This window comes from Streptomyces sp. S3(2020), assembly GCF_013044505.1.
Classification (GTDB): domain Bacteria; phylum Actinomycetota; class Actinomycetes; order Streptomycetales; family Streptomycetaceae; genus Streptomyces.
This window is the reverse complement of the sequence record NZ_JABERD010000014.1, coordinates 1-19,367: the sequence shown is the minus strand read 5'-3', so window position 1 is coordinate 19,367 and position 19,367 is coordinate 1. Positions and strand designations below refer to the sequence as shown.

Genomic DNA, 19,367 nt, shown 5'->3' with positions numbered 1-19,367 from the left:
AGCAGACTGTGTGCTCAGCAGACGGTGTGAGGGTTGAGCAGGCTCCGCAGGAACGACTCGGGGTCGGGGATCAGGTCGGCGAGGCTGCCCAGGTCCATGCCCGGCACCAGCGTGAGGGGCAGGGACAGCGGGCCGAGCACGATGGGTGCCAGGAGCTGCCAGTTCTCCATCTCCTGGACGGAACGCAGCAGTTCGCGCACCGTTTCACGCCAGTCCACGGCGGGAACCTGCGCGGGAACGGGGAAGTGGACCAGATGGCCCGTCTTCCCTCCGGCCGAAGGCATACGCCCCAGCCCCACCAGCGGGTCCTCGTGCAGCGACGGATCCTCGTTGAGGTGCTCTCCCCAGATCTGTGTACGCAGCTCACGGACGGACCTTCCCGCCCGGTGCGGCGCACCCCCGATCGCGCTGTCGATCAGCTCCGTGTCGAAGACGCCGAGCTGGAGCTCCGAATCCGTGGTGTGGGAGCGGAAGTTCAGATTGGCGCTGCCCGCGGCGGCGTACTGGTCGTCGGCGATCAGCAGTTTGGCGTGGACGTAGACCTGAAGGCTGGTCGCCGCCTGCTCCAGATGGAAGCAGTGGACGTTCGCGGGAGCGGCGGAGGCGATGCGCTGGAGGGCCTCGGCCCGCAGTGTCTTGTGGACGTCTTTCAGTCCCGGCGCGTCGAAGTCGCGTGCGGTGACCAGGATGACCTGGACGCCCCGGGCAGCGGCGTCGCGCAGGTCGTCGACGACGGGCGAGGGCCACAGATACTGGTCCTCGACGTAGATGAAGTGCCGCGCCCGTCGGATGGCCTTGCGGTACCCGGCCAGGACGGTGAACTCGCCGCCCGGCAGGAACGAGTAGACGCTCTTGCAGGTGAGCGTGCGCAGCACCTGCACGGCCTGGGTGCCCGAGGTGGCCGGCGGTCCGGGGGCCTCCGACACGGGGATCGGCGCGGGCGTCGCATCGAGACGGCTGGGCGGTGTGGGGTCGTTCCAGCGCTGGACCAGGCCCTGCCAGATCTGGCCGACGGCGGGCCCGAACACCGCGCACTGCACGTCGTGCCAGCCGGGCAGCGAGATCTTCTGCCCGAGGAAGTCCGGCTCCCGCTGCCGTACGGGCGGATCGACGTGGGCGGCGTTGTCCCAGCGGTCGAGACAGACGTCGATGCCGCCGACGAACGCACAGGGCCCCTCGGCGGCGCCCTGCACCACGGCACACTTCTGGTGGTGGGACCCGAAGTGACCCACCCGGGCGTCGAGGACGGCCTGCGCCCCGGCATCGACCAGAGCGGTGCGGAAGTCGAAGTTGTCCTTGGAGGGAAGGGTCGGAACCCTCGGCCTGCGCACCGGCAGCGTGGAGAACTGCGAGCCGTACAGCAGCGCACGCACCACCACGCCGTCGGCGTGCAGCTTGAGAAGCCGGTCGAGGAACCCCGGTGCGCCCGCGACCGCGGGAAGCAGCTTCTGCTCGGGTGAGAACCGCCAGCCCGCGAACAGCACCCGGTCTCCGGCCGCCAGACCGTCCAGGCGAGCGGCCAGGGTGTTGTAGTAGGCCTCGCCGTCGACGAAGAACAGGACCAGGTTGTCCAGGGTGAAGGCGGGGGAGCGGAAGCCGCCCATCTCGGCGTCGGTCAGCAGCCACTCCTCAGGAGCGACACCCGGGACGGGCGGGACGGGCGGGTGTTCGACGGCCGCACGGATCTCGTCCAGCTTCAGGACCGTCAAGGGGCCCACGTCATCGATGATCTCGGCCGGCGGAACCCCGAGCACCTCCGCCTTGAACCGGGCCACCGCACCCGCCGTCTCGTCGCCGTAGTCGCCGTCGGCCCCGAACCGGGGCAGACAGTTCGGGTCCTGGTCCAGCAGAGCGATCTGCACCTTCCGCACAGCCGGATCGGTACGGTGCCGGGACCGGGAGATACGGTCCTGGTCCTGTGCGATGGCCTCCAGCAGGGGATCGCCGGCCAAGAGTGCGGAGGTGAGCATCGAGGGGCTCCTTCACGCTCGGACGGCCCGGATCGTGATGTCACGGAGCCCGGTGCGATCCCTGGGAGGTGTCGGCCGGCGCTCCCGGCGGGATCGGCGGCAGGCCCGCCGCGAGGCCCGGCAGCAGCACCGGCTCCAGACGCACCCGCTCCTGAGCGCCGAGGTAGCGCTCCAGCTCCCGCGGCCGGTAGCCGGGGTCCCGGTCATAGCGTTCCTTGGCGGGCACCGCGAGGAACTCGTTCCCGTCGGGTGCGCCCTTGTCGTCCACCGCCGCGCCCAGCGGCCGGTGCAGTGGCTTGGACAGCCGGTACATGCCCGTACGGGAGTCGTGCAACAGTCCCGCACCGTCGGGCCGTACCCGGAAGTCGATGCTCTCCAGCGGCTTCATCACCTTCGGCCCGGCCTCGCCGAGCACGTCGCTGTCGAACTCGAGGCCGTACCTGCGGGCCTGATCGACCATCCACAACAGGGCCACGTCGGAGAGGCCCGCGTCCTTGTAGCTGCCGCCGACATCACAGTGCACCCCGGCGAACCAGACCTGCTTGAGCTCCTGGCCCTCCCGGTCCGCGCCGGGCTGCTGATGCCACAGGGTCGGCCGGAACGCCGCACGCTGCTCGTCGACGGCCAGAGCGTGGAAGGCGGACCTGACCCAGCTGCTCAACTCGGTGTTGTGGAACGCCCAGCGCCGGTTGAACCGGTCCGCCGCCGGACGCAGCCAGGCAGTACCCGGGACCGGGATGCCGAGGGCACCGACCGTGTCCCACACCCCGATGAACCGGATCTCCGTCTCGCGCGCGTACGAGCGGCGGAACAACGTGGCCGCCGCGCCGTTCGGTTGCTCGATCCGGTCCCGGTACAGCGCCCACGCCTCCGGGATCCGGTCGACGTGATCCCGCCGCAGCACACCGCAGTTGCGCAACAGCCCGACCAGGCTGCGGGCGGTGAAAGCGCCCCGGCTGAAGCCGAAGAGGAACAGCTCGTCGTCGGGTTCGTACGTCTCGACGAGGAACCGGTAGGCGGCGACGACGTTGCGGGACAGGCCCACGCCGAGCGCGCCGCCACGCAGCCGCTCGTGCCGCTGGGTGCCAACGCCACTGTGGTAGTAGACGCGTTGTTCCTTACCGCCGGCGGATCCCGGGCGCAGGGCCAGAGCGACCTTCGCGACATTGGTCTTGCTCGGCTGGTCGGCGAAGTTCCACGTGCCGTCACAGCACACGACCAGACGCTTGGCCATGATCATCCCTCCTCGCGAGAGCGCGGAGCGGTGCGGAACACACCACCACCATGCTGGCACCGCACGGAAGACGGCGCCACGCGAGGTGCTCCCCGCCGCACCGCTCTTCCTCTACTCTTCCTCTACGCTGGTGACCGCATGTGTCGCATTGATCACCCACGGTCAACTGTGGGCCCGTGCCCGGGGAGGGAGCGTCTGTGGCTCAGGTACGGACCGTGTTCTTCTTCCGTGGCGGCAAGTACGTCCGCTACGAGATCGATCCGGTGAGCGGCGCGGAGACGGTCAACCACGACTTCTACCCCCGCGCCGTCGCCGACGCGTGGACCGCGATGCCCGCCGAGTTCGCCCAGGGCTTCGACGCGGTGGTGAACTGGCCCGACGGTTTCGTGTACTTCTTCAAGGGCTCCCGATACGTCCGCTGGGACGCGACCGACGACACGGTCGGCGCCTCGTTCTACCCGCACGACACCGCCTCCCAGTGGCCCGCTCTGCCCGCGTCGTTCGCCGCCGGAATGGACGCGGCGATCAACTGGGGAGACGGCCGGGTGTTCTTCTTCAAGGGCTCCAAGTACGTCCGCTACGACATCGAGAACGATCACGTCGATCACGGCGTCTACCCGCGGGACATCGCCGAAGGGTGGCCCGACTTCCCGGCCGCCTTCACGTCGGGCGTGGACGCGGCCGTCAACTGGGGCAACGGAACGGCGTACTTCTTCAAGGCCGGCCAGTATCTGAACTACGACATCAAGAACGGGAAGGTGCGCCCGGGTTACCCCCTGCCGATCACCGAGCCGGGGAAGTGGCCCGAACTGGTCCGGGCGGGATTCACCGGCCCGATCGGCGAGGCGATCGAGTGGCCGCAGGCCGATGTGGCGAGTGCCGATATTCCGGCTAGGCTGGTGAGTTGTAGCAAACGCACACAGCCTGATGTGCGCTGTGGCGGCGAATTCGACATGCACGCCGTGTTCACCGACGCGAACCCCTCCATCCCGGCCTGCGGCGAGTACCGGCAGTACATCCGAGGCGAGCTGGAGGTGAACGGACAGCCCGTCCGCTTCATCACCAAGGAGAACGGCGTACCGACGCCACGCCTGATGCGCTCCCGGCCGGACCCGGGCGCCACCGACGACCACTTCATCGAGGACGGACAGGCCGCGTCGAACACGGCCAACCCGTTCCATGTCGACCTGGCCTACGGCCATCGCCACGCCTCCATCGGAAACGGGAACCGCAACGACATGTATCTGCTGCAACGGCGCTCAGGGGCCGAGTACATCGGCCGGGACACACCGGGAGGCGTCGGGCCGCCCGGCTCCTTCTACTCGATCGATGTCGACTTCCGAGGGCAGCTGATCGATGTGTGCAACGGCGGAACCGTCCTGTCCACCCGTGAGTGGACCGTGAAGTGCAGGGTGCCGTGATGAGTCCGCTGCGGGAGGAGAACCCGCAACTCGCCGGTGACTTCTGGGTGTACCCCTCTGTCGCCGAGGCCTCCGACGGGTCGGTGCGCGTCAATGTGGCCATCGCGGTGGAGGAGCCCTTCGACCTCCAGGACACCGACGTCGCCGTCGAACTCGTCGCCGACGGACAGTCCCTGAGCATCGTCGAGGGTCCCGCGCCGGGCCCGCTCCCGGCCATCCAGCTCACCGGCGCCAACGCGTACGCGCTGTACCGCTTCGACAATCCGGACGGGCTTGTCCCGTCGACCGCGACGGTGACGGTCCGCGGCGGCAGCGCGACGTTCGACGTCTCACAGGGGATCGGCTAGCCGGCCCGCCGGATCGGTCAGGCACAAGGAGGTGCCGCAATGAGTGAGCCGGGTACCGTGGCGCTCCCGGTCGCGCACGAGGGATCGGTCCAGGCGCTCGCCTTCAGCCCGGACAGCACCCGCTTCGCCAGCGGCGGCAGCGACACGCTGCTGCGGGTGCGCACGGTCGGTATCGGCGCCGCGCTGGACGTGCCCGTCGACGGATCCGTCACCGGCATCGACTTCAGCCCCGACGGCGGCAAGCTCGCCGTGGCCGACTTCGAGAAGGTCCTGCTGCGGGACAGCTCGACCGGCTCGGCCGTCTGGGAAGGGCCGCTCGACCCGGGCAACTCGGTGAACACCGTGCAGTTCGGCCCGAACGGGCAACTGATCGCCGCCACCGACACCCTGGTCGCCGTACTCGACCAGGCCACCGGGACGGTCACCCGGCGGATCACCGTCGAACGCCCGCTGATCGCCGGTGTCGACCTGAGCCGCGACGGCACCCGGGTCGCACTGGCCGTGGACGAACGGCACGGCGGCGACCACCATCAGGCCGGGTCCGCACGGGTGATGGAGCTGGCCACCGGCGCTCAGGTCAGCCGACTGACCCCCGCCAACGCCGTGTTCGCCGTCGCGTTCAGTCCGGACGGCACGCTGGTGCTGTGCTGCGCCGCCGACGACACCACCCGGATGTTCCAGGCGCAGGACGGAGTACAGGTGTGGCCGACCCCGGAGGACATCGACGACCAGATCACGGCCCCCAACTGCCTGGCGTACGACCCGAAGGGCAAGTGGACCGTGGTCGGCGGGGCCGACGGGTTCGCCCGGGTCCTGGACGCGGAGACCGGGGTCGAGAGGGGCCGGGCACCCAAGCTGACTCCCGGCGCCCCGGACCCCGGGTTCGGAGCCGTCACCCATGTGGCGTTCAGCCCCAACGGAAAGCTGGCGGCCAGCGCCTCGATCGACAACGTCGTACGCCTGTTCAACATCGAGGGCAAGGAGCTGTACGCCGTCACCACCGACGAGGTGCTGGCCATGCGGTTCAGCCCGAACGGCCGCTGGCTGGGCCTGGGCACCATGAACAACGCGCTGGTCATCGACAACGGCGAAGCGAACCAGACGAAGTAGAGGTGAGCCGCCATGGATCCTCGCGAGCTCCTCGACCAGGTGACCGGCCAACTGCGCGCGCTCGCCCGGGACGCCGTGGACCGGCTGGTCCGTTCGCTGCCCGAACTCGGAGAGGACCCGTCCGCCGCCGGCACCGTCCTCGCCGGCCGGCTGCTCGCCGTACACGACCGGCTGCCCGCGGGTAACTCGCTGGTGGAACTCGTACGCGAGATGCTCGGCGATCTGGACTCCGCGTCCCCCGTACGCCTGCACGGCTGGCGCCGGGCACCGGGCGCCCCCCTCGGCGTGGCACTGGTGCTGACCGATCCGGCCGGTCCTGCGGCCGGGCGCGCGGTCCTCGGAGTCACCCCGGACGGGCCCGTGTTCGACGTGGTGGTCACCCCGGGGACGGCCCTGAACGCGCCAGCGGCCGGCCGGGCACCCTGGAGCGCGGAGGCGACCATCGCCGCCCCGCAGGGCTGGGACGCCGCCTTCGGCCCCGGTCTGCCCTCCGCACCGCCCGGCGGCACCGCGACGATCCGGCTGCGGCGCACCGGCCCACTCGCCGCCGGAATGGTGGACGGGCCGGGGGTCAGCGTGGAGGGCATCGCACTGACCGTGACCGCGAGCCCCGGCACGCCCGCCGCCGCGGAGCTGGAGTTGCAGGGCTTCAACGCGGCCATCCTGCCGGCCGCCCTGGCCAGGTTGCTCGGCATCGGCGGGGCCAGCCCCATGGCGGGCCCGCCCCCGCCCATCACCCTGCGGGCCGACCGGGCCGAGGGGCTGCGTTTCGCCGGCACCGGAGGCCTGCGCGTCCCCCTTCCCATGCGGCTGAACTCCCCGCTCGTGTCCAGCCGGGGCGCCGCCCTGGAGCTGACCTCAGACGAGAGCGGGCCACGCCTGGCCCTGTCCCTGTCGGCCAGCGCCGGACTGCCCGGTCTGCCGCTGCGCGTCCATCTGGAGGGCGCCGGTATCGACCTGCCGATCGCGCTGTCGTCGCCGGACACCCGGCCGGGCCTGGACCCGAAGGGGCTGCGCGACCTGTTCCCGGACGGCATCGGCACCGAGCTCAAGGTGCCGCCCATCTCCGGCGGCGGACTGGTCCGGCGCGTCGACGACGAGTACAGGGGCCTGATCGCGATCGACCTGGGCGTGCTGCGGCTCCAGGCCGTCGCCCTGTTCCGGCCACCCGACGAGCGCGGCACCCCGACCAGCTTCCTGGTGCTGCTCGCCGCCCAGTTCCCGGCCCCCGGCATCCAACTCGGCCTGGGCTTCGCGCTGGACGCGGTCGGCGGGCTCGTCGGCATCAACCGACGCGTCGACATCACCGCGCTCCAGCAACTGGTCTGTGACGGCAACGCCGACCATGTGCTGTTCCCGGACCGGGCCGTCGAGCGCGCCCAGGAGATCATCGGATCGCTGGGCTCGGCGTTCCCGACAGCCCCCGGGCGGGTACTGGTCGGGCCGATGATCCGCATCACCTGGGGCGGCCGCATGGTCTCCCTGTCCGGCGCGCTCATCCTGGAGCTGCCCGCCCCGGCCCGTGCCGTACTGGTGGGACGGCTGCTGGTCGGGCTGCCCGACCCGGTGGTGCCGCTCATCCGCCTCCAGGCCGGCGTGCTCGGCCGGATCGAACCGGCCGTCCCCCTCGTCGAACTGCTGGTGTCGCTGTCCGGCTCGTGGATCGTCGGACTCGCGGTGCGCGGGGAGATGTACCTCCTCGTACGCGGCGGCGAGCAGCCGCAGTTCGTCCTGTCGGCCGGCGGCTTCCACCCCCGCTACACCCGCCCCGCCGGGGTGCCCGCGCTGCGCCGACTCCAGGTCGACCTGGCCCCGGGCAACGGCTTCGGACTGCGGATGGAGGCGTACTTCGCCGTCACCTCCAACGCGGTGATGTTCGGCGGCCAGGTACAGCTGGACGCGTCGATCGCGGGCTGCGGGGTGCAGGGCTTCCTCGGTCTGGACGCGCTGTTCGTCTTCGACCCGGTGTTCGCGTTCTCCGTCCATGTACGGGCCGGGGTGGCGGTGCGCGCGTTCGGGCGCCGACTGGCGGGCATCGGGCTGGACTTCACCCTGGAGGGCCCGGCCCCCTGGCACGCTTTCGGCACCGGCAGCATCTCGGTGCTGTTCTGGGACGTCGAGCTGGACTTCGACGTCCGCTGGGGATCGGCGCAGGCGATCCGGCAGGCGCCCGGACGCAGTCCGCTCGACGCCCTCACCCCCGAACTGGCGAAGGCGACAGCCTGGTCGGCGGAGCGGCCGGCCGCCGAACGCACCGCGCTGCTGTTCACCCCCGACGCCGACGAGAAGCTGAACCAGGGGAGTCTGGTACACCCCGACGCCACCCTGCGCCTGACCCAGCGCGTGGTTCCGCTGGGCGTGCCGATCTCCCGGTTCGAGCGGCGGCCGGTACCGGAACAGACCTGGACGGTCAAAGAGGTCACCCTCGGCACCCCCCAACCCGCCGACCAACTCGCCTCGCTGCCCGAGCGGTTCGTCCCCGGCGAGTTCTTCGACCTCACCGAGGACCAGCAGCTCACCGAGCCCGCGTTCGTCAGCCACGCGGGCGGCCTGCGGGCCCGAACCGACGGCGTCCGGGTCGGTGACGGCCACCGGGTCGACGACACCTACGAGACGGCATACGAACCGCCCCTGCCCGAACGGCAGTTCACGACATGGTCGGGGTTCTTCCGGCGCGAGGCCGTCTTCGCGGTCAGCGCCGCCGAACGGCTGGAGAGGTGGCGCACCCCCGAAGCAGCCGTCAAGGTACGCCCGCCCACGCTGAGCGTCGCCGCCGCCGAGACCCTCACACCGCTGCTCGACGACGTCACCCTGGTCAACGCCACGACGGACGCCTGGGACGCCGTACGCGGACAACTCGCCGCACCGCAGGACGCGTTGCGGCTCGTCGAGAGCTGGGAGCTGCGGTCGTGAGCACGCGCTGGTTCTTCTCCTCGGCACGGGTCGGCGCCGGCGCCTCGGCCACGGGACAGGTGCTGCCCACGTCGGTGCGGTTCCACCGTGACATCGAGGGCCGCCGCGAGGAGCCGCCACCGGTGACGGGACCGACGCTGTCGCTGGTCGGCCCCGGAGAGGTGCTCGGCTTCGACCGCAGCATGGTCCTGCGGGAGGAACCACCGCCCGGCACACCCGACGCGGCGGAGAACGTGCTGGCCACCGTCGAACTGGCGCACGCCGACCTGCCCTGGCTGCTGTCCCCGGGAACCGCCCTCGCCGGGAACGGGCAGCCCACCCCGCAACCCTGGCTCGTGCTGATCGTGCTGGCCGAGGACGAAGCCGCCGCACCGCGCGAGGCCCGCCCGCTGCCGGTGCTCACCGCCCCGGTCGCCGCGCTGCCCCCACTGGCCGAGCGGTGGGCATGGGCGCATGTGGAGGCACGCCTGCCCGACACCGTCACCGACGGCCCCGGCGCGAAGCGCCTCGTCGAGCAGGGGGCGCGCAACCACTCGGCCGATGTCGTCGCCCGGCTGATGTGTCCGCGGCGCCTCCTCCCGGACCGTGGCTGGATCGCCGCCGTGGTGCCCGCCACCGCCGCGGGACGGGACGCGGGCCTGAGAGTGACACCCGGGGGAGCGGCCACGGCGGACGCCTGGCCGGTTCCCGGCCGGGACACCGTCGACCTGCCCGTCTACCACTGGTGGACCTTCCGCACCGGAAAGGCGGGCACCTTCGAGGATCTGGCCCGCCGACTGCGGTTCCGGCCCGCCGCCGAGGCCGGACTCGGCACCCGGACCATCGATGTCGCCAAGCCATGGCCCGCCGAGGAATCCCCCGGCCCGGCCACCCTGCCCATGGACGGCGCGCTGCGGGCACCCGGCACCGCGGCGCCCGAGACCTGGAGCGATGCCACCGCCCAGGAGCGCTTCCGGGGCCTGCTGCGAGAACGCGTGGACGCACCGGCCCGCCAGCGCGAGGAAGCCGTCGACGACCAGGACATCGTCGCCGTGGGCCCGCCCCTGTACGGCAGCCACCACACCGGGGAACAGACCGTGCCCGCCGAACCGGAGAGCTGGCTGAGCACGCTCAACCTGGAGGTCCGTCGGCGGGTGGCCGCCGCGCTCGGCACCCGGTACGTGCAGCTGGAGCAGGAGTTCCTGATGGCCCGCGCCTGGGAGCAGGTCGGTGAGATCCGGCAGGCCAACCGCCTTCTGGCGGCCGGGGAACTGGCCGCCGCCGCGGCCGAACGGGCCCAGCACAAGCACCTCGACGCGCTCGGGGTGGCCGATCTGGTCACCGTCATGGCACCCGTGGGCGGACGCCTGCCGCTGGCCGCCGCCCCACCGGAGGCGAGGACCCTGTCCGCCATGCTGGCCGCGACCGACAAGATGCCCACGGGAGCGGCCGGTACCTCGTTCGCCCGGCTGATCCGCTCGGGCGGGGCGCTGGCCCGGCGCGCCCGGCGCGGCGTCGACGGCGAGGTCCCCGACGACCAGCGGCCCGACCCGGTCCTGCTGCGGGGTCTCCAGGCCATGGACGTGGACGTGGCGGGGCTGTCGGGTGAGCTGCGTGACCGGATCAGCCCCACGCGACTCCAGATACTGCGGATGACCGACCGCGTCCCCGGCGACTTCTGGGCGGACCGCACACCGGACGACGCCCGCCCGCTGCGGCCGATCATGGCCCACCCCAGGTTCACCGTGCCGATCGCCGAAGAGCTCCTGGCCCGCTGGCCCGAGTGGGCGCTGCCCGGCATCAGCGCGCTGCCCCCGGACTCGGTGACCCTGCTGGAGACCAACCCCGAGTTCATCGCCGCACTTCTGGTCGGCCTGAACCACGAGTTCAACCGGGAGCTGCTGTGGCGGGAGTTCCCCACCGACCAGCGCGGCACCCCCTTCGCCCGGTTCTGGCCGAGCGACGGCACCGATGTCGAGGAGATCGCCCTGTGGCCGCGCGAGGCCCCGCTGGGCAGCCAACTGCGCACCGGAGGCGCGGGCAACCTGGTGCTGCTGGTGCGAGGGGAGTTGCTGCGCCGCTTCCCCGGCACCGCCCTGCTCGCGGTACGCGGCGTGGCGGGCAGGCTGCCCGAGGCGTTCGACGGAGTGCCGGCCACCCCGCTCGCACTGGACGAGTCCACCGTGCTCTACCTGTTCTCCGGTCTCGACGCGGCACGGGCCCGCGCCGAGGACTTCTTCTTCGTGTTCCGCGAACCGATGCGCGGTACCCAGTTCGGCTTCGACACCGGCGGCCAGCCCGCGCAGATGGCGTCCTGGGCCGACCTCACCTGGGACGGTGTCCACGTGGCGGGCGGCGGCTTCGCCACTCTGTCCCGCGCCCCCGCCAGCCCCGTCCCGGCGCCCGATCTCGCGGTGTGGGGTCAGGACGCGGCCGACATGGCCCGTATCGCCTTCCAACGGCCGTTCCAACTGGCCTTCAGGGCCACCACGTTGCTGGGCGGCTGAGCCCGCACCGAGGACAGGAGCACCCCCGCCATGAACGACGTGTTCGCCGCTCGCGCACAGGTGGACCGGGCCCGCACCGAGGCGGACACCGCGCAGGCCCTCGCGGACGAGCAGCAGGCCGTGGTGCGGCGCCTCCAGGACCACATCAGGGCCGGCCTGCCGGACCCCCTCCACATCCAAGGCCAGCGCCCCAGCCCCGAACTGCTCACCGAGGCGGAGGCGGCCCTGCTGGAACTCCGGCGCAGAGCCGAGGAGCTCAACGCCCTGGCGGCCGGCGCCGAGGAGGAACTCACCCGCGCCCTGGGCCAGAGCCCGCCCCTGTTCCCCGACGACAACACCGCCCCGATCGCCCTGCTGCCCGTGCGGGTGGAGACCATCTGGTGGGAGCCGCGCACCCTGCGGGTGCGGATCTACCCGGACGACATCCTCCTCACGGCCTTCGACCCGCGACTGACACCCGCCGAAGCGGCGGCCGCCGCCGCGTACTGGCGGAACCCTGGCCCGCAGGCCTGGCAGCAGGTCCTCACCGAACTGCGCCCGGCCCGCGCGTCCTGGGCGGTCCGCGCCGCCCGCCCCGGCGCACCCCCGCCGACGATCCGCACCGACGACCCCGGCGGGCACCGGCCGCAGACGGTCGCGATGCCGAAACGCTGGCGCTTCCTGGGCCTGCTCGACGGCCAGGTCGTGGTGGACAAGCTCGGCCGCCCGGTCCCCGACCCGCTGCCGATCGGCCTGCTGCGCGCCGAGGAGGAGGGCTGGGAGACCGACTGGTTCGAGGCGGTCAAGGCCGGGATGGGCATCGAACTGATCTTCCCGCCCGAGAACACCGAGCACCTGTCCGAACTGCTGGTCGTCGGAGTGCGCGACGACTCGGCGGCGGACGGCGCGCTGCGGCTGCGCGACCTCCTGCACGGCCACCGGTTCGGCGGCGGTCTGGGCCTGCTGCCGTCCGGCACCGCCACCAACAACACCCCGCGCACCCGCTCCGGCTGGTCCTCGGCGCCCGCCTACCCCGGCCCCGACCCCGACCCGGAAGCAGGACAGCGGCCCGTCGCCGACGCCCTGGCGGCACACCTCGGTCTGCCCGACGCCGGCTTCCTGCGCGGCTGTTCCGGCGCCGCCGACACCGAACCCTCGGCCGTCGCCGCGCTGACCCTGCTCACCTGGCCGACGCTCGGCAAAGGCTTCGCCGAGGCCGCCCTGAGCACCCTCGACCTGGGCACCCGGCAGGTCACCGGGGTGGCCCCCGGCCGGCCGTGGCGCGCGGTCCGCGAACACCTCGCCGAGCATGTGCGCGGTCGCGGGCCGCTGGCGATGCTGCGGGTCGGGCGCCAGCCCTACGGAGTCCTGCCCGCCACCGCGCTGGACGACTGGCGTGCCGAACGCGTCGGTGACGTGGACGCGTTGATCGCACCCTGGCTGGAGCGGCTCAGGGAACGCTGGCGGGCCGCGGTGAAGGGCGAGAACGCCATCGACCCCATTCCCAGAGTCCAGCCGGGCATGCCGGTCGACGAGGTCGCGGTGAACGCGTTGCAGCGGCTGCCCGTGGCGACGGGGCTGTCCATGTGGCGCATGGACAGCCCGGCGAGGGCCGTGGGGATGACCGACCGTACGGAGCCGCCCGCACGGCTGGGCCTGCCCGGTCTGGAGCCCCATGGAACGCTGCGCTGGACCACGCGGGGCGACGGCTTCACCTCCTTCGGCGGGGGCCTGGACGAGAAGACCGGCGTCCCGGAGTTCGTCGCCCGGCTCACCCCCGACCCTGAGGCCTTCCCTGCCCGGGCCGCGGCCACCGCGGACTACCTGGGCGCGGTACGCGCCTTCCTGGCGGGCGAGCTGAACGCCGAGGCCTACGACCAGGCGTGGCCGGTGGAGCTGTCGACGGGCCGGGAGACACCGCCTCGGCGCAGCACCTTCTTCGACCTTCCCGGAGGCCAGGAGGAGCCCGCGCCCACCGAGGAGGGCGAAGAGGAGCCCCAGGACGGCGAGGAGCCCCAGGACAACGGGGAACCGGCACCCGAACCGGACGCCGGCGGGTTCCTCGACGCCCTGCTGTTCCTCCCCAACTGGGCCTTCTTCCAAGGCGACGACGAGGCCACGGACGACCCGCTGCGCCAGGCGCTGGCCGTCACCGGCGACGTGGACCAACTGGTGGCCGACGTACTGGAAGGGCTCAACGAGCAGGAGCGCGCCGAACGGATCGCCACCGCCACCCGCGCCGCCACAGAGCTGCCCCGACTCGAACGAGCCCTGCGGACCCTGGCCACCGTCGAGGTGACCCGGCTGCCCGAACTCCTGCTGGAGGTCATCGACGTCCACTCGCACCGGCTGGACGCCTGGATCACCTCGCTCGCGTCACGACGACTGGCCGCGCTGCGGGCGTCCGGAGTGCAGGGCGTCCGGTTCGGCTGCTACGGCTGGGTGGAGGATCTGCGCCCGCCGGTGCAGCGGGAACAACTCGACATCGTGCTCGACGACATGGACACCACCGTCGAGATCTCCGACCAGGACGGCTACATCCACGCGCCCTCGCTCCAGCACGCGGCGACGGCCGCCGTACTGCGCTCCGGCTTCCTCAGCGACCCCGACGAGCAGACCTACGCCGTCAACCTCACCTCCCGCCGGGCCCGCATCGCCCGCTGGCTGCTCGGCGGCGTACGCCAGGGTCAGAACCTGGGCTCCCTGCTGGGGTACCGGTTCGAACGGGCCCTGCACGACGCCCGACTGGACCACCTCGTCGAACGGTTCCGACGCCGTTTCCCCCTGCCGGTCGTACCCGAACCGCAGGCGGGCCGGCCCGAGGCAGACCTGTGGGCACGCAGCGCGGAGGCGATCTCGGCACGCAATGTCGTCGACGGCATGGCCCTCGTACGCGCCGGGGCAGGCGCTCCCGCTCTGGCCGGCGTCCCCGACGACGACCTGGCGGCACTGACACCGCTGCTGGAGGACCTCGCCGACGCCCTGGACGCGGTCGGCGATCTGGTACTGGCCGAGAGCGTGCACCAGTTGGTGGGCGGCAACCCGATCCGCGCGGGCCTGACCGCCGACACCCTGGGCCGCGGCGAGGACGTACCGGACACCTTCCGTGTCCTGCGCACCCCGCACCGGGCCCGCGCACTGACCCACCGCATCGCCACGCTGCTGCCCGCCGCACTCACCCCGGCCGGCTGGCCCGCCGACCCGCTCGCCACGCTGCAACCCGCCCTGGAGGCCTGGGTCGCCCATCTGCTGGGCCCGGCCGCAGGCTGGACCCTGAACGGCACCGTGGGCCAGGAGCCTTTCACCCTCACCGTCGACACCCTGCGGTCGGGCGCGCTGCGCACCGTCCTGGATGCCGCCTCCGCCGAACCGGCCGGGCTGCGCCAGGCGGTACGGACGACGAAGGGCGTCACGCCGGACACCCCGGTGACCTTCAGCGGGCCCGGCTGGAGCGGTCTGCGAGGCCGCGCGGTCCGTATCCGCTCACTGCTGGCCACCGCCCAGCCGCTGCTGCCCACCCACCTCCCCGAGGACCCGGCCGGCCGAACCGTCGACACGACCGGGCTGCGAACGCGCCTCGCCGCCTTCGCCGAGGGCCACCCGGCCGGGGCCGCGCTGCGTGCGCTGGCAGCGGAACAGGTCACCCCGGAGACGGCCGAGGCCTGGCTCTCCCGGGCCCGCACGGCACTCGCCGAGACGCTCGGCGCGGAGCTCCCGCTCCTGCCCGACCTCAGCGCACCGATCCCGCCCCCGGCCGGCCGCGCCGATGTGCCCGGCGCCGCCCTGGAGGACTGGCTGCGGAGCAACGCGGCCGTACGACCGGTGGTGCGCACCCTGCACGAGACACTGCTGCTGGCCGCGACGGGTACCGACCGGGTCGAGCGACTGCGTGCCGCACAGCACCCGACGAGTACCGCCGACGCCTGGATCGGCGGCACCTTCCCCGCCGGGCAGCGCCCACCCGCCACCACCCACCTGGTCTGGCACGCACCCGTCGACACCGCGCCCGGAGCTCCCGTCACCGGCCTCGTACTCGACGAATGGATCGAACTGCTGCCCGGCTCCGATCAGCCGCCCCCGCCCGACGCGGCCGCGCCGCAGACCGAACTGACCGGTGTCGCCTTCCACTACGACCGCCCGGACGCCAAGGCCCCGCACAGCGTGCTCATCGCGGTGCCGCCGAACCTGGAGCGCGGCTGGACCTCCGACGGCCTGGCACAGGTCGTGCGCGAGACCCTCGAACTCGCCAAGCTGCGCGCCGTCGACCTCGACGACCTGCCGGAACTGGACGACCTCCTCCCCGGCATCCGGATCTCCCCGCACGGCGCGACGGGCCAGGCCCTGTCCAGGATCGAGACCCGCCGGCCGGGCACCGACCCGGAGGGCCCCTTCATGCTGGAGCCCCGCCACCGCACCTCCGACGTCGAGACCGGACTGGCCGCCCGCGTCCACGACCCGCTGTGGCTGCTCACCCGGCAGTGGCAGTTCGGCGAGTTCGCCGCCCAGGACGCCGGTTCGCCCGCGGTGGTCCGCATGGCCGGCGGCAGCTCGCCCATCGACGCCTGGCGGCCGGGCGGAAGCACGGACTGGGTGCCCTACGACCCGAGCCAGGGTCCCCTGGACAGCCACGTCGAGGACGAACCCGTACACGCCGACGAACGGCTGCGCGCCGAGGGCGGAGCCGCCCTGCTGCGGATGTCCGACGACGCCGGACTCCTCACCGCCGCCCTCGCGGCACTCGCCCCCCACCGGCTGCGGTCCGGTGACGCGGACAGCGGCCTGATCGGCTTGCTCGACGGCCGGCTGCCCGACGCCGAGTCGGTCGCGGCAGCGCTGGACGCGGGCACCTTCGACAGCGGACCCGACGCGCGGCTCGGCGAGGTGGCCGCCCGGTGGCGCACCTGGTGGGCCGCGCAGCTCGCCGAACGCGGCCCGGACTGCTTCGACCCGCACCGCTTCGAGTACGGCGCCGAACTGTCCACCGGCGGAACCGTGCTGCGCGCCGAGGAGTACCAGGGCGACGGCCTCGACTGGTACAGCCTGGACGTGCACCCCGACCCCGACGCCGAGGCGGCACCACAGGGCGAACGCAGCACGTTCACCGAGGAGGGCCTGCCCACGACGATCCGCTACGGCGGACTGCCGGCCGACCGGTTCTGGGAGATGGAGGACGCGCGCGTCGACCTCGGGGCGACGGACGTCTCCACGCTGGACACGGGCCGCCTGCTGCTGATCTCCTTCGCCACGGTCTTCGGCAACGACTGGTTCCTGGTGCCGCTGGAGGTGCCGACCGCGTCCCTGACCGTCCTGGACCAACTTCTCGTACGCGACGTCTTCGGCCGCCACCATCTGGTCCGCCGCGCGGGCCAGGACGACCCCGCCTGGTCCATGTTCACCCTGAGCAGCCCGGAGCCCGACCACCCGGCCGCCTCCGGACTGCTGGTCCTACCCACCGAACGCGGCCAGACGGGACAGCCGCTGGAACACGTGGCACTGGCCCGCGACGAACTGGCGAACCTGGCCTGGGCCGTTCAGCACCACTACACCGACGGGCGGGGCGAACAGGTCGACCGCCGCGACCGCTGGGCGCGCGCCACACCCCCCGAACCCGCCACGGCCGGAGAACTGCCCGCATACGCCGTGCAGAGCATCGTGCCCGACTACTGGTTCCCACTCGTCCCCGAAGCCGTCGGCACCGACCAGATCCGCTTCCGACTCGCCAGGCTCACCGGCCCCGGCCTCGACTCGCGCCCGGAGGGCCGGCTCATCACCCCCGGACTGTGGATGCACGAGGAAGAGGTGCCGCGCGACGGCGTCTTCGTCACCCGGCGCCCGGTGCTCGCCCGCTGGTTCGACGGCTCCTGGCACAGCTGGGTACGCCGTGAGAAGGCCCCCGGCACCGGGGAGAGCTCCAGCGGGCTGGCCTTCGACACGGTGCGGCCCACGGAGCCGTGGCCGTGACGACACTCCGTCATCCCTTTCACAAGGACGGCGGCCGTTTTGCTGGATCAGTCTCAGAGCTGCCCGGCCGCCACCAGTGCCGTGAGGACGCGGCGGGTCTTGTTCTCGGGGTGCTCGGAGAGCGCGACCCCGCGCTCCCGCACCGCCTCCGCCAGCTTTCGCTGCTTGCGCTCGGCCCGCCCGGTGAACTCCTCGGCGTCGTCCTCGTCCTTGGGCTTCACCCGGATCGAGGCCTCCAGGAACTCCATACCGGCGACCCTCCACGCCTCCAGGTTCACCTCCAGGTCGTCCAACGGAACGTCGTCGACCTTGGTCGCGAGGATCGGCCCCAGCGCGACCAGCCCGTCGAACCGGACGGTGGGCGCGCAGGCGTGCAGAAACTGGTCCTGCACCGCATCGATCGGCGCGGCGGGATCGCCTCCGGGAGCCACCGCACCCGACAGCGCCCCCGGCGGGTGACTGCGCACCAGGGAGGCGGCCAGCACACGGCTGTTCACCGACCAGTCCTCCTCGACCTTGTAGGTGAGCGGCTCCGCCTCGAACGGGGCGGAGAACCGGCCGACCAACTGCTCCCGGGTGCACGGACGCAACTTGACGGTCAGATCGTCCGGACCGCCACCGCTCCTGAACCGCACGATCACCCCGGCGTCCAGCAGCGCCACCCGGCCCTCGGCGGCGCCGGCCGGGTCCTCGGCGAACCAGATCCGGCGTGTGGTCGTCACGCCGTTCGCCGCGCCCAGGAGCGACAGGGCCTTCGCCACGTCACCCTCGATGTTGACCTTGATCTCGACCGGCAACAGGTCCATCGTCCCGCTCCCTCGTGTGGGTCTGACGGCCGTGAACGCTCGCTGTTCCAGGATATCCGCGCCACTGCGGGACCGCGGTCCGGAACGACCGGGAAAGGGCGGGCTCAGGGCTGGGGCATGAGCTGTACCCGGATGTCATCGCCGTAGGGGAGAACGATCGTGCGGTCCCGGCCCAGCTCCCAGTCCGGGGTGACGAGGAACAGGCGCCCGCCGGATGACAGCAACAGCCGGAAACCGGCGTAGCGGTGGTGGTACGTCCTTCCCTCCTTCTCGGAACCTTCGAGCCGGGTCTCCGTGACCCCGGTGGGCAGGCCGTCGAGTGGCTCCTTGGTGTCGATGACGACTTCCGGTCGCAACTCCAGCCTGGCGGCGTCCTCTTCGCCCCGACCGGTGCCGTACGCCCAGGCCAGTTGGGTGGAGGCCCAGAAGAGCCCGGCGATGAACAGCCCCACGGCGCACAGCGCGCCGTTGCGGGCCAGGCGTCGCGACAGCGGGAACCGCCCGCGCTGCCGCGTGTAGACCCAGACGCCGTAGGACACCGCCGCCGGTCCGATCGCCAGTGACAGAGGGGTGGCACCGATGACGACACTGGTGTCGGAGTCCTGGACGAACATTCCGATGATCGCCCTGGCGATGAGAAGGACGCCGACGAGGATGATGAGGTACGCCAGCAGGGCATGCGTGGTGGAGGCGTCGCTGCCCGTGTTGCGGGCGAGCAGCCACTTCACGACGGCATGGATCCCGACGCACGTCAGGACACCGAGGAACATCAAGGCCGCCGGGACGTACACCACTTCGAGTCCTTGCAGCATCAAGTCCTGATTGGACAGACCCGTCATGTCCAGGGGAACGCCGAAGTACTGGTAGCGCGCGCGGGTGGCGACGTAGCCGAAGTAGACGAGCAGGGCCGTGGCCAGCGTTGTCGGGCCGATGGTCTCGGCCAGTTGCCGGATACGGGCCGAGACCATCGGCCCGACAACTGTCTCTTATACACAACCCCGAGCCCACGAGCCCCCTGTGCACCTCCCCTGCCGCCATCTGCCTGCAAACAAAAACGACAAATCACGGCCAACCGAGCAGCACCTCGATCACACAACCGCGTGCCACGGTACGACCACCCACGCCCATGCAGCACGAGTA

The 19,367-nt window shown here is 72.2% G+C and carries 10 protein-coding genes; 6 read left to right on the top strand and 4 right to left on the bottom strand.

The annotated features are described in order from the left end of the window. Nucleotides 1–14 precede the first annotated feature (14 nt). Both HLK59_RS07295 and HLK59_RS07290 read right to left on the bottom strand, forming a co-directional pair. Nucleotides 15–1,970, bottom strand: a complete 1,956-nt coding sequence (locus tag HLK59_RS07295) for a phospholipase D-like domain-containing protein (RefSeq protein WP_171140433.1) — start codon at nt 1,968–1,970, stop codon at nt 15–17. A gap of 40 nt (nt 1,971–2,010) precedes the next feature. Further along, nucleotides 2,011–3,204, bottom strand: coding sequence for a DUF2235 domain-containing protein (locus HLK59_RS07290; RefSeq protein ID WP_171140432.1), 1,194 nt, complete (start codon nt 3,202–3,204; stop codon nt 2,011–2,013). 197 nt (nt 3,205–3,401) lie between these two features. Here HLK59_RS07290 and HLK59_RS07285 point away from each other — a divergent pair, with 197 nt between their 5' ends. From HLK59_RS07285 to HLK59_RS07260, 6 genes are read left to right on the top strand one after another with little or no spacing between them, the layout of a single operon-like run. Continuing rightward, on the top strand, nt 3,402–4,625 hold the full coding sequence (locus HLK59_RS07285) for a hemopexin repeat-containing protein (protein WP_171140431.1): 1,224 nt from the start codon (nt 3,402–3,404) through the stop codon (nt 4,623–4,625). Further along, nucleotides 4,625–4,972: a hypothetical protein gene (locus HLK59_RS07280; RefSeq protein ID WP_240982265.1), complete on the top strand. Its 348-nt coding sequence runs from the start codon at nt 4,625–4,627 to the stop codon at nt 4,970–4,972. The genes HLK59_RS07285 and HLK59_RS07280 overlap by 1 nt, the downstream gene beginning before the upstream one ends. A 39-nt stretch (nt 4,973–5,011) precedes the next feature. Beyond that, on the top strand, nt 5,012–6,082 hold the full coding sequence (locus HLK59_RS07275; RefSeq protein WP_171140430.1) for a WD40 repeat domain-containing protein: 1,071 nt from the start codon (nt 5,012–5,014) through the stop codon (nt 6,080–6,082). Between the two features lie 12 nt (nt 6,083–6,094). Further along, on the top strand, nt 6,095–8,995 hold the full coding sequence (locus HLK59_RS07270; RefSeq protein WP_171140429.1) for a DUF6603 domain-containing protein: 2,901 nt from the start codon (nt 6,095–6,097) through the stop codon (nt 8,993–8,995). Beyond that, nucleotides 8,992–11,481 carry a hypothetical protein gene (locus HLK59_RS07265; RefSeq protein WP_171140428.1) on the top strand — a complete coding sequence of 830 codons (2,490 nt, stop codon included), beginning with the start codon at nt 8,992–8,994 and terminating at the stop codon, nt 11,479–11,481. Before HLK59_RS07270 ends, HLK59_RS07265 begins: the two co-directional genes overlap by 4 nt. Nucleotides 11,482–11,511: 30 nt before the next feature. Beyond that, nucleotides 11,512–17,421: a hypothetical protein gene (locus HLK59_RS07260; RefSeq protein ID WP_171140427.1), complete on the top strand. Its 5,910-nt coding sequence runs from the start codon at nt 11,512–11,514 to the stop codon at nt 17,419–17,421. Between the two features lie 53 nt (nt 17,422–17,474). Here the strand turns inward: HLK59_RS07260 and HLK59_RS07255 are convergent, their stop codons facing one another. Both HLK59_RS07255 and HLK59_RS07250 read right to left on the bottom strand, forming a co-directional pair. After that, nucleotides 17,475–18,227, bottom strand: coding sequence for a hypothetical protein (locus HLK59_RS07255; RefSeq protein ID WP_171140426.1), 753 nt, complete (start codon nt 18,225–18,227; stop codon nt 17,475–17,477). Nucleotides 18,228–18,331: 104 nt separating this feature from the next. Further along, nucleotides 18,332–19,195: a hypothetical protein gene (locus tag HLK59_RS07250; protein ID WP_171140425.1), complete on the bottom strand. Its 864-nt coding sequence runs from the start codon at nt 19,193–19,195 to the stop codon at nt 18,332–18,334. Between the last annotated feature and the right edge of the window lie 172 nt (nt 19,196–19,367).

Excerpts from the sequence above, each read along its gene's own strand:
- HLK59_RS07295 (WP_171140433.1), bottom strand. The coding sequence starts at position 1,970 with ATGCTCACCTCCGCACTCTTGGCCGGCGATCCCCTGCTGGAGGCCATC.
- HLK59_RS07290 (WP_171140432.1), bottom strand. The coding sequence starts at position 3,204 with ATGGCCAAGCGTCTGGTCGTGTGCTGTGACGGCACGTGGAACTTCGCC.
- HLK59_RS07280 (WP_240982265.1), top strand. The coding sequence starts at position 4,625 with ATGAGTCCGCTGCGGGAGGAGAACCCGCAACTCGCCGGTGACTTCTGG.
- HLK59_RS07275 (WP_171140430.1), top strand. The coding sequence starts at position 5,012 with ATGAGTGAGCCGGGTACCGTGGCGCTCCCGGTCGCGCACGAGGGATCG.
- HLK59_RS07270 (WP_171140429.1), top strand. The coding sequence starts at position 6,095 with ATGGATCCTCGCGAGCTCCTCGACCAGGTGACCGGCCAACTGCGCGCG.
- HLK59_RS07260 (WP_171140427.1), top strand. The coding sequence starts at position 11,512 with ATGAACGACGTGTTCGCCGCTCGCGCACAGGTGGACCGGGCCCGCACC.
- HLK59_RS07255 (WP_171140426.1), bottom strand. The coding sequence starts at position 18,227 with ATGGACCTGTTGCCGGTCGAGATCAAGGTCAACATCGAGGGTGACGTG.
- HLK59_RS07250 (WP_171140425.1), bottom strand. The coding sequence starts at position 19,195 with ATGGTCTCGGCCCGTATCCGGCAACTGGCCGAGACCATCGGCCCGACA.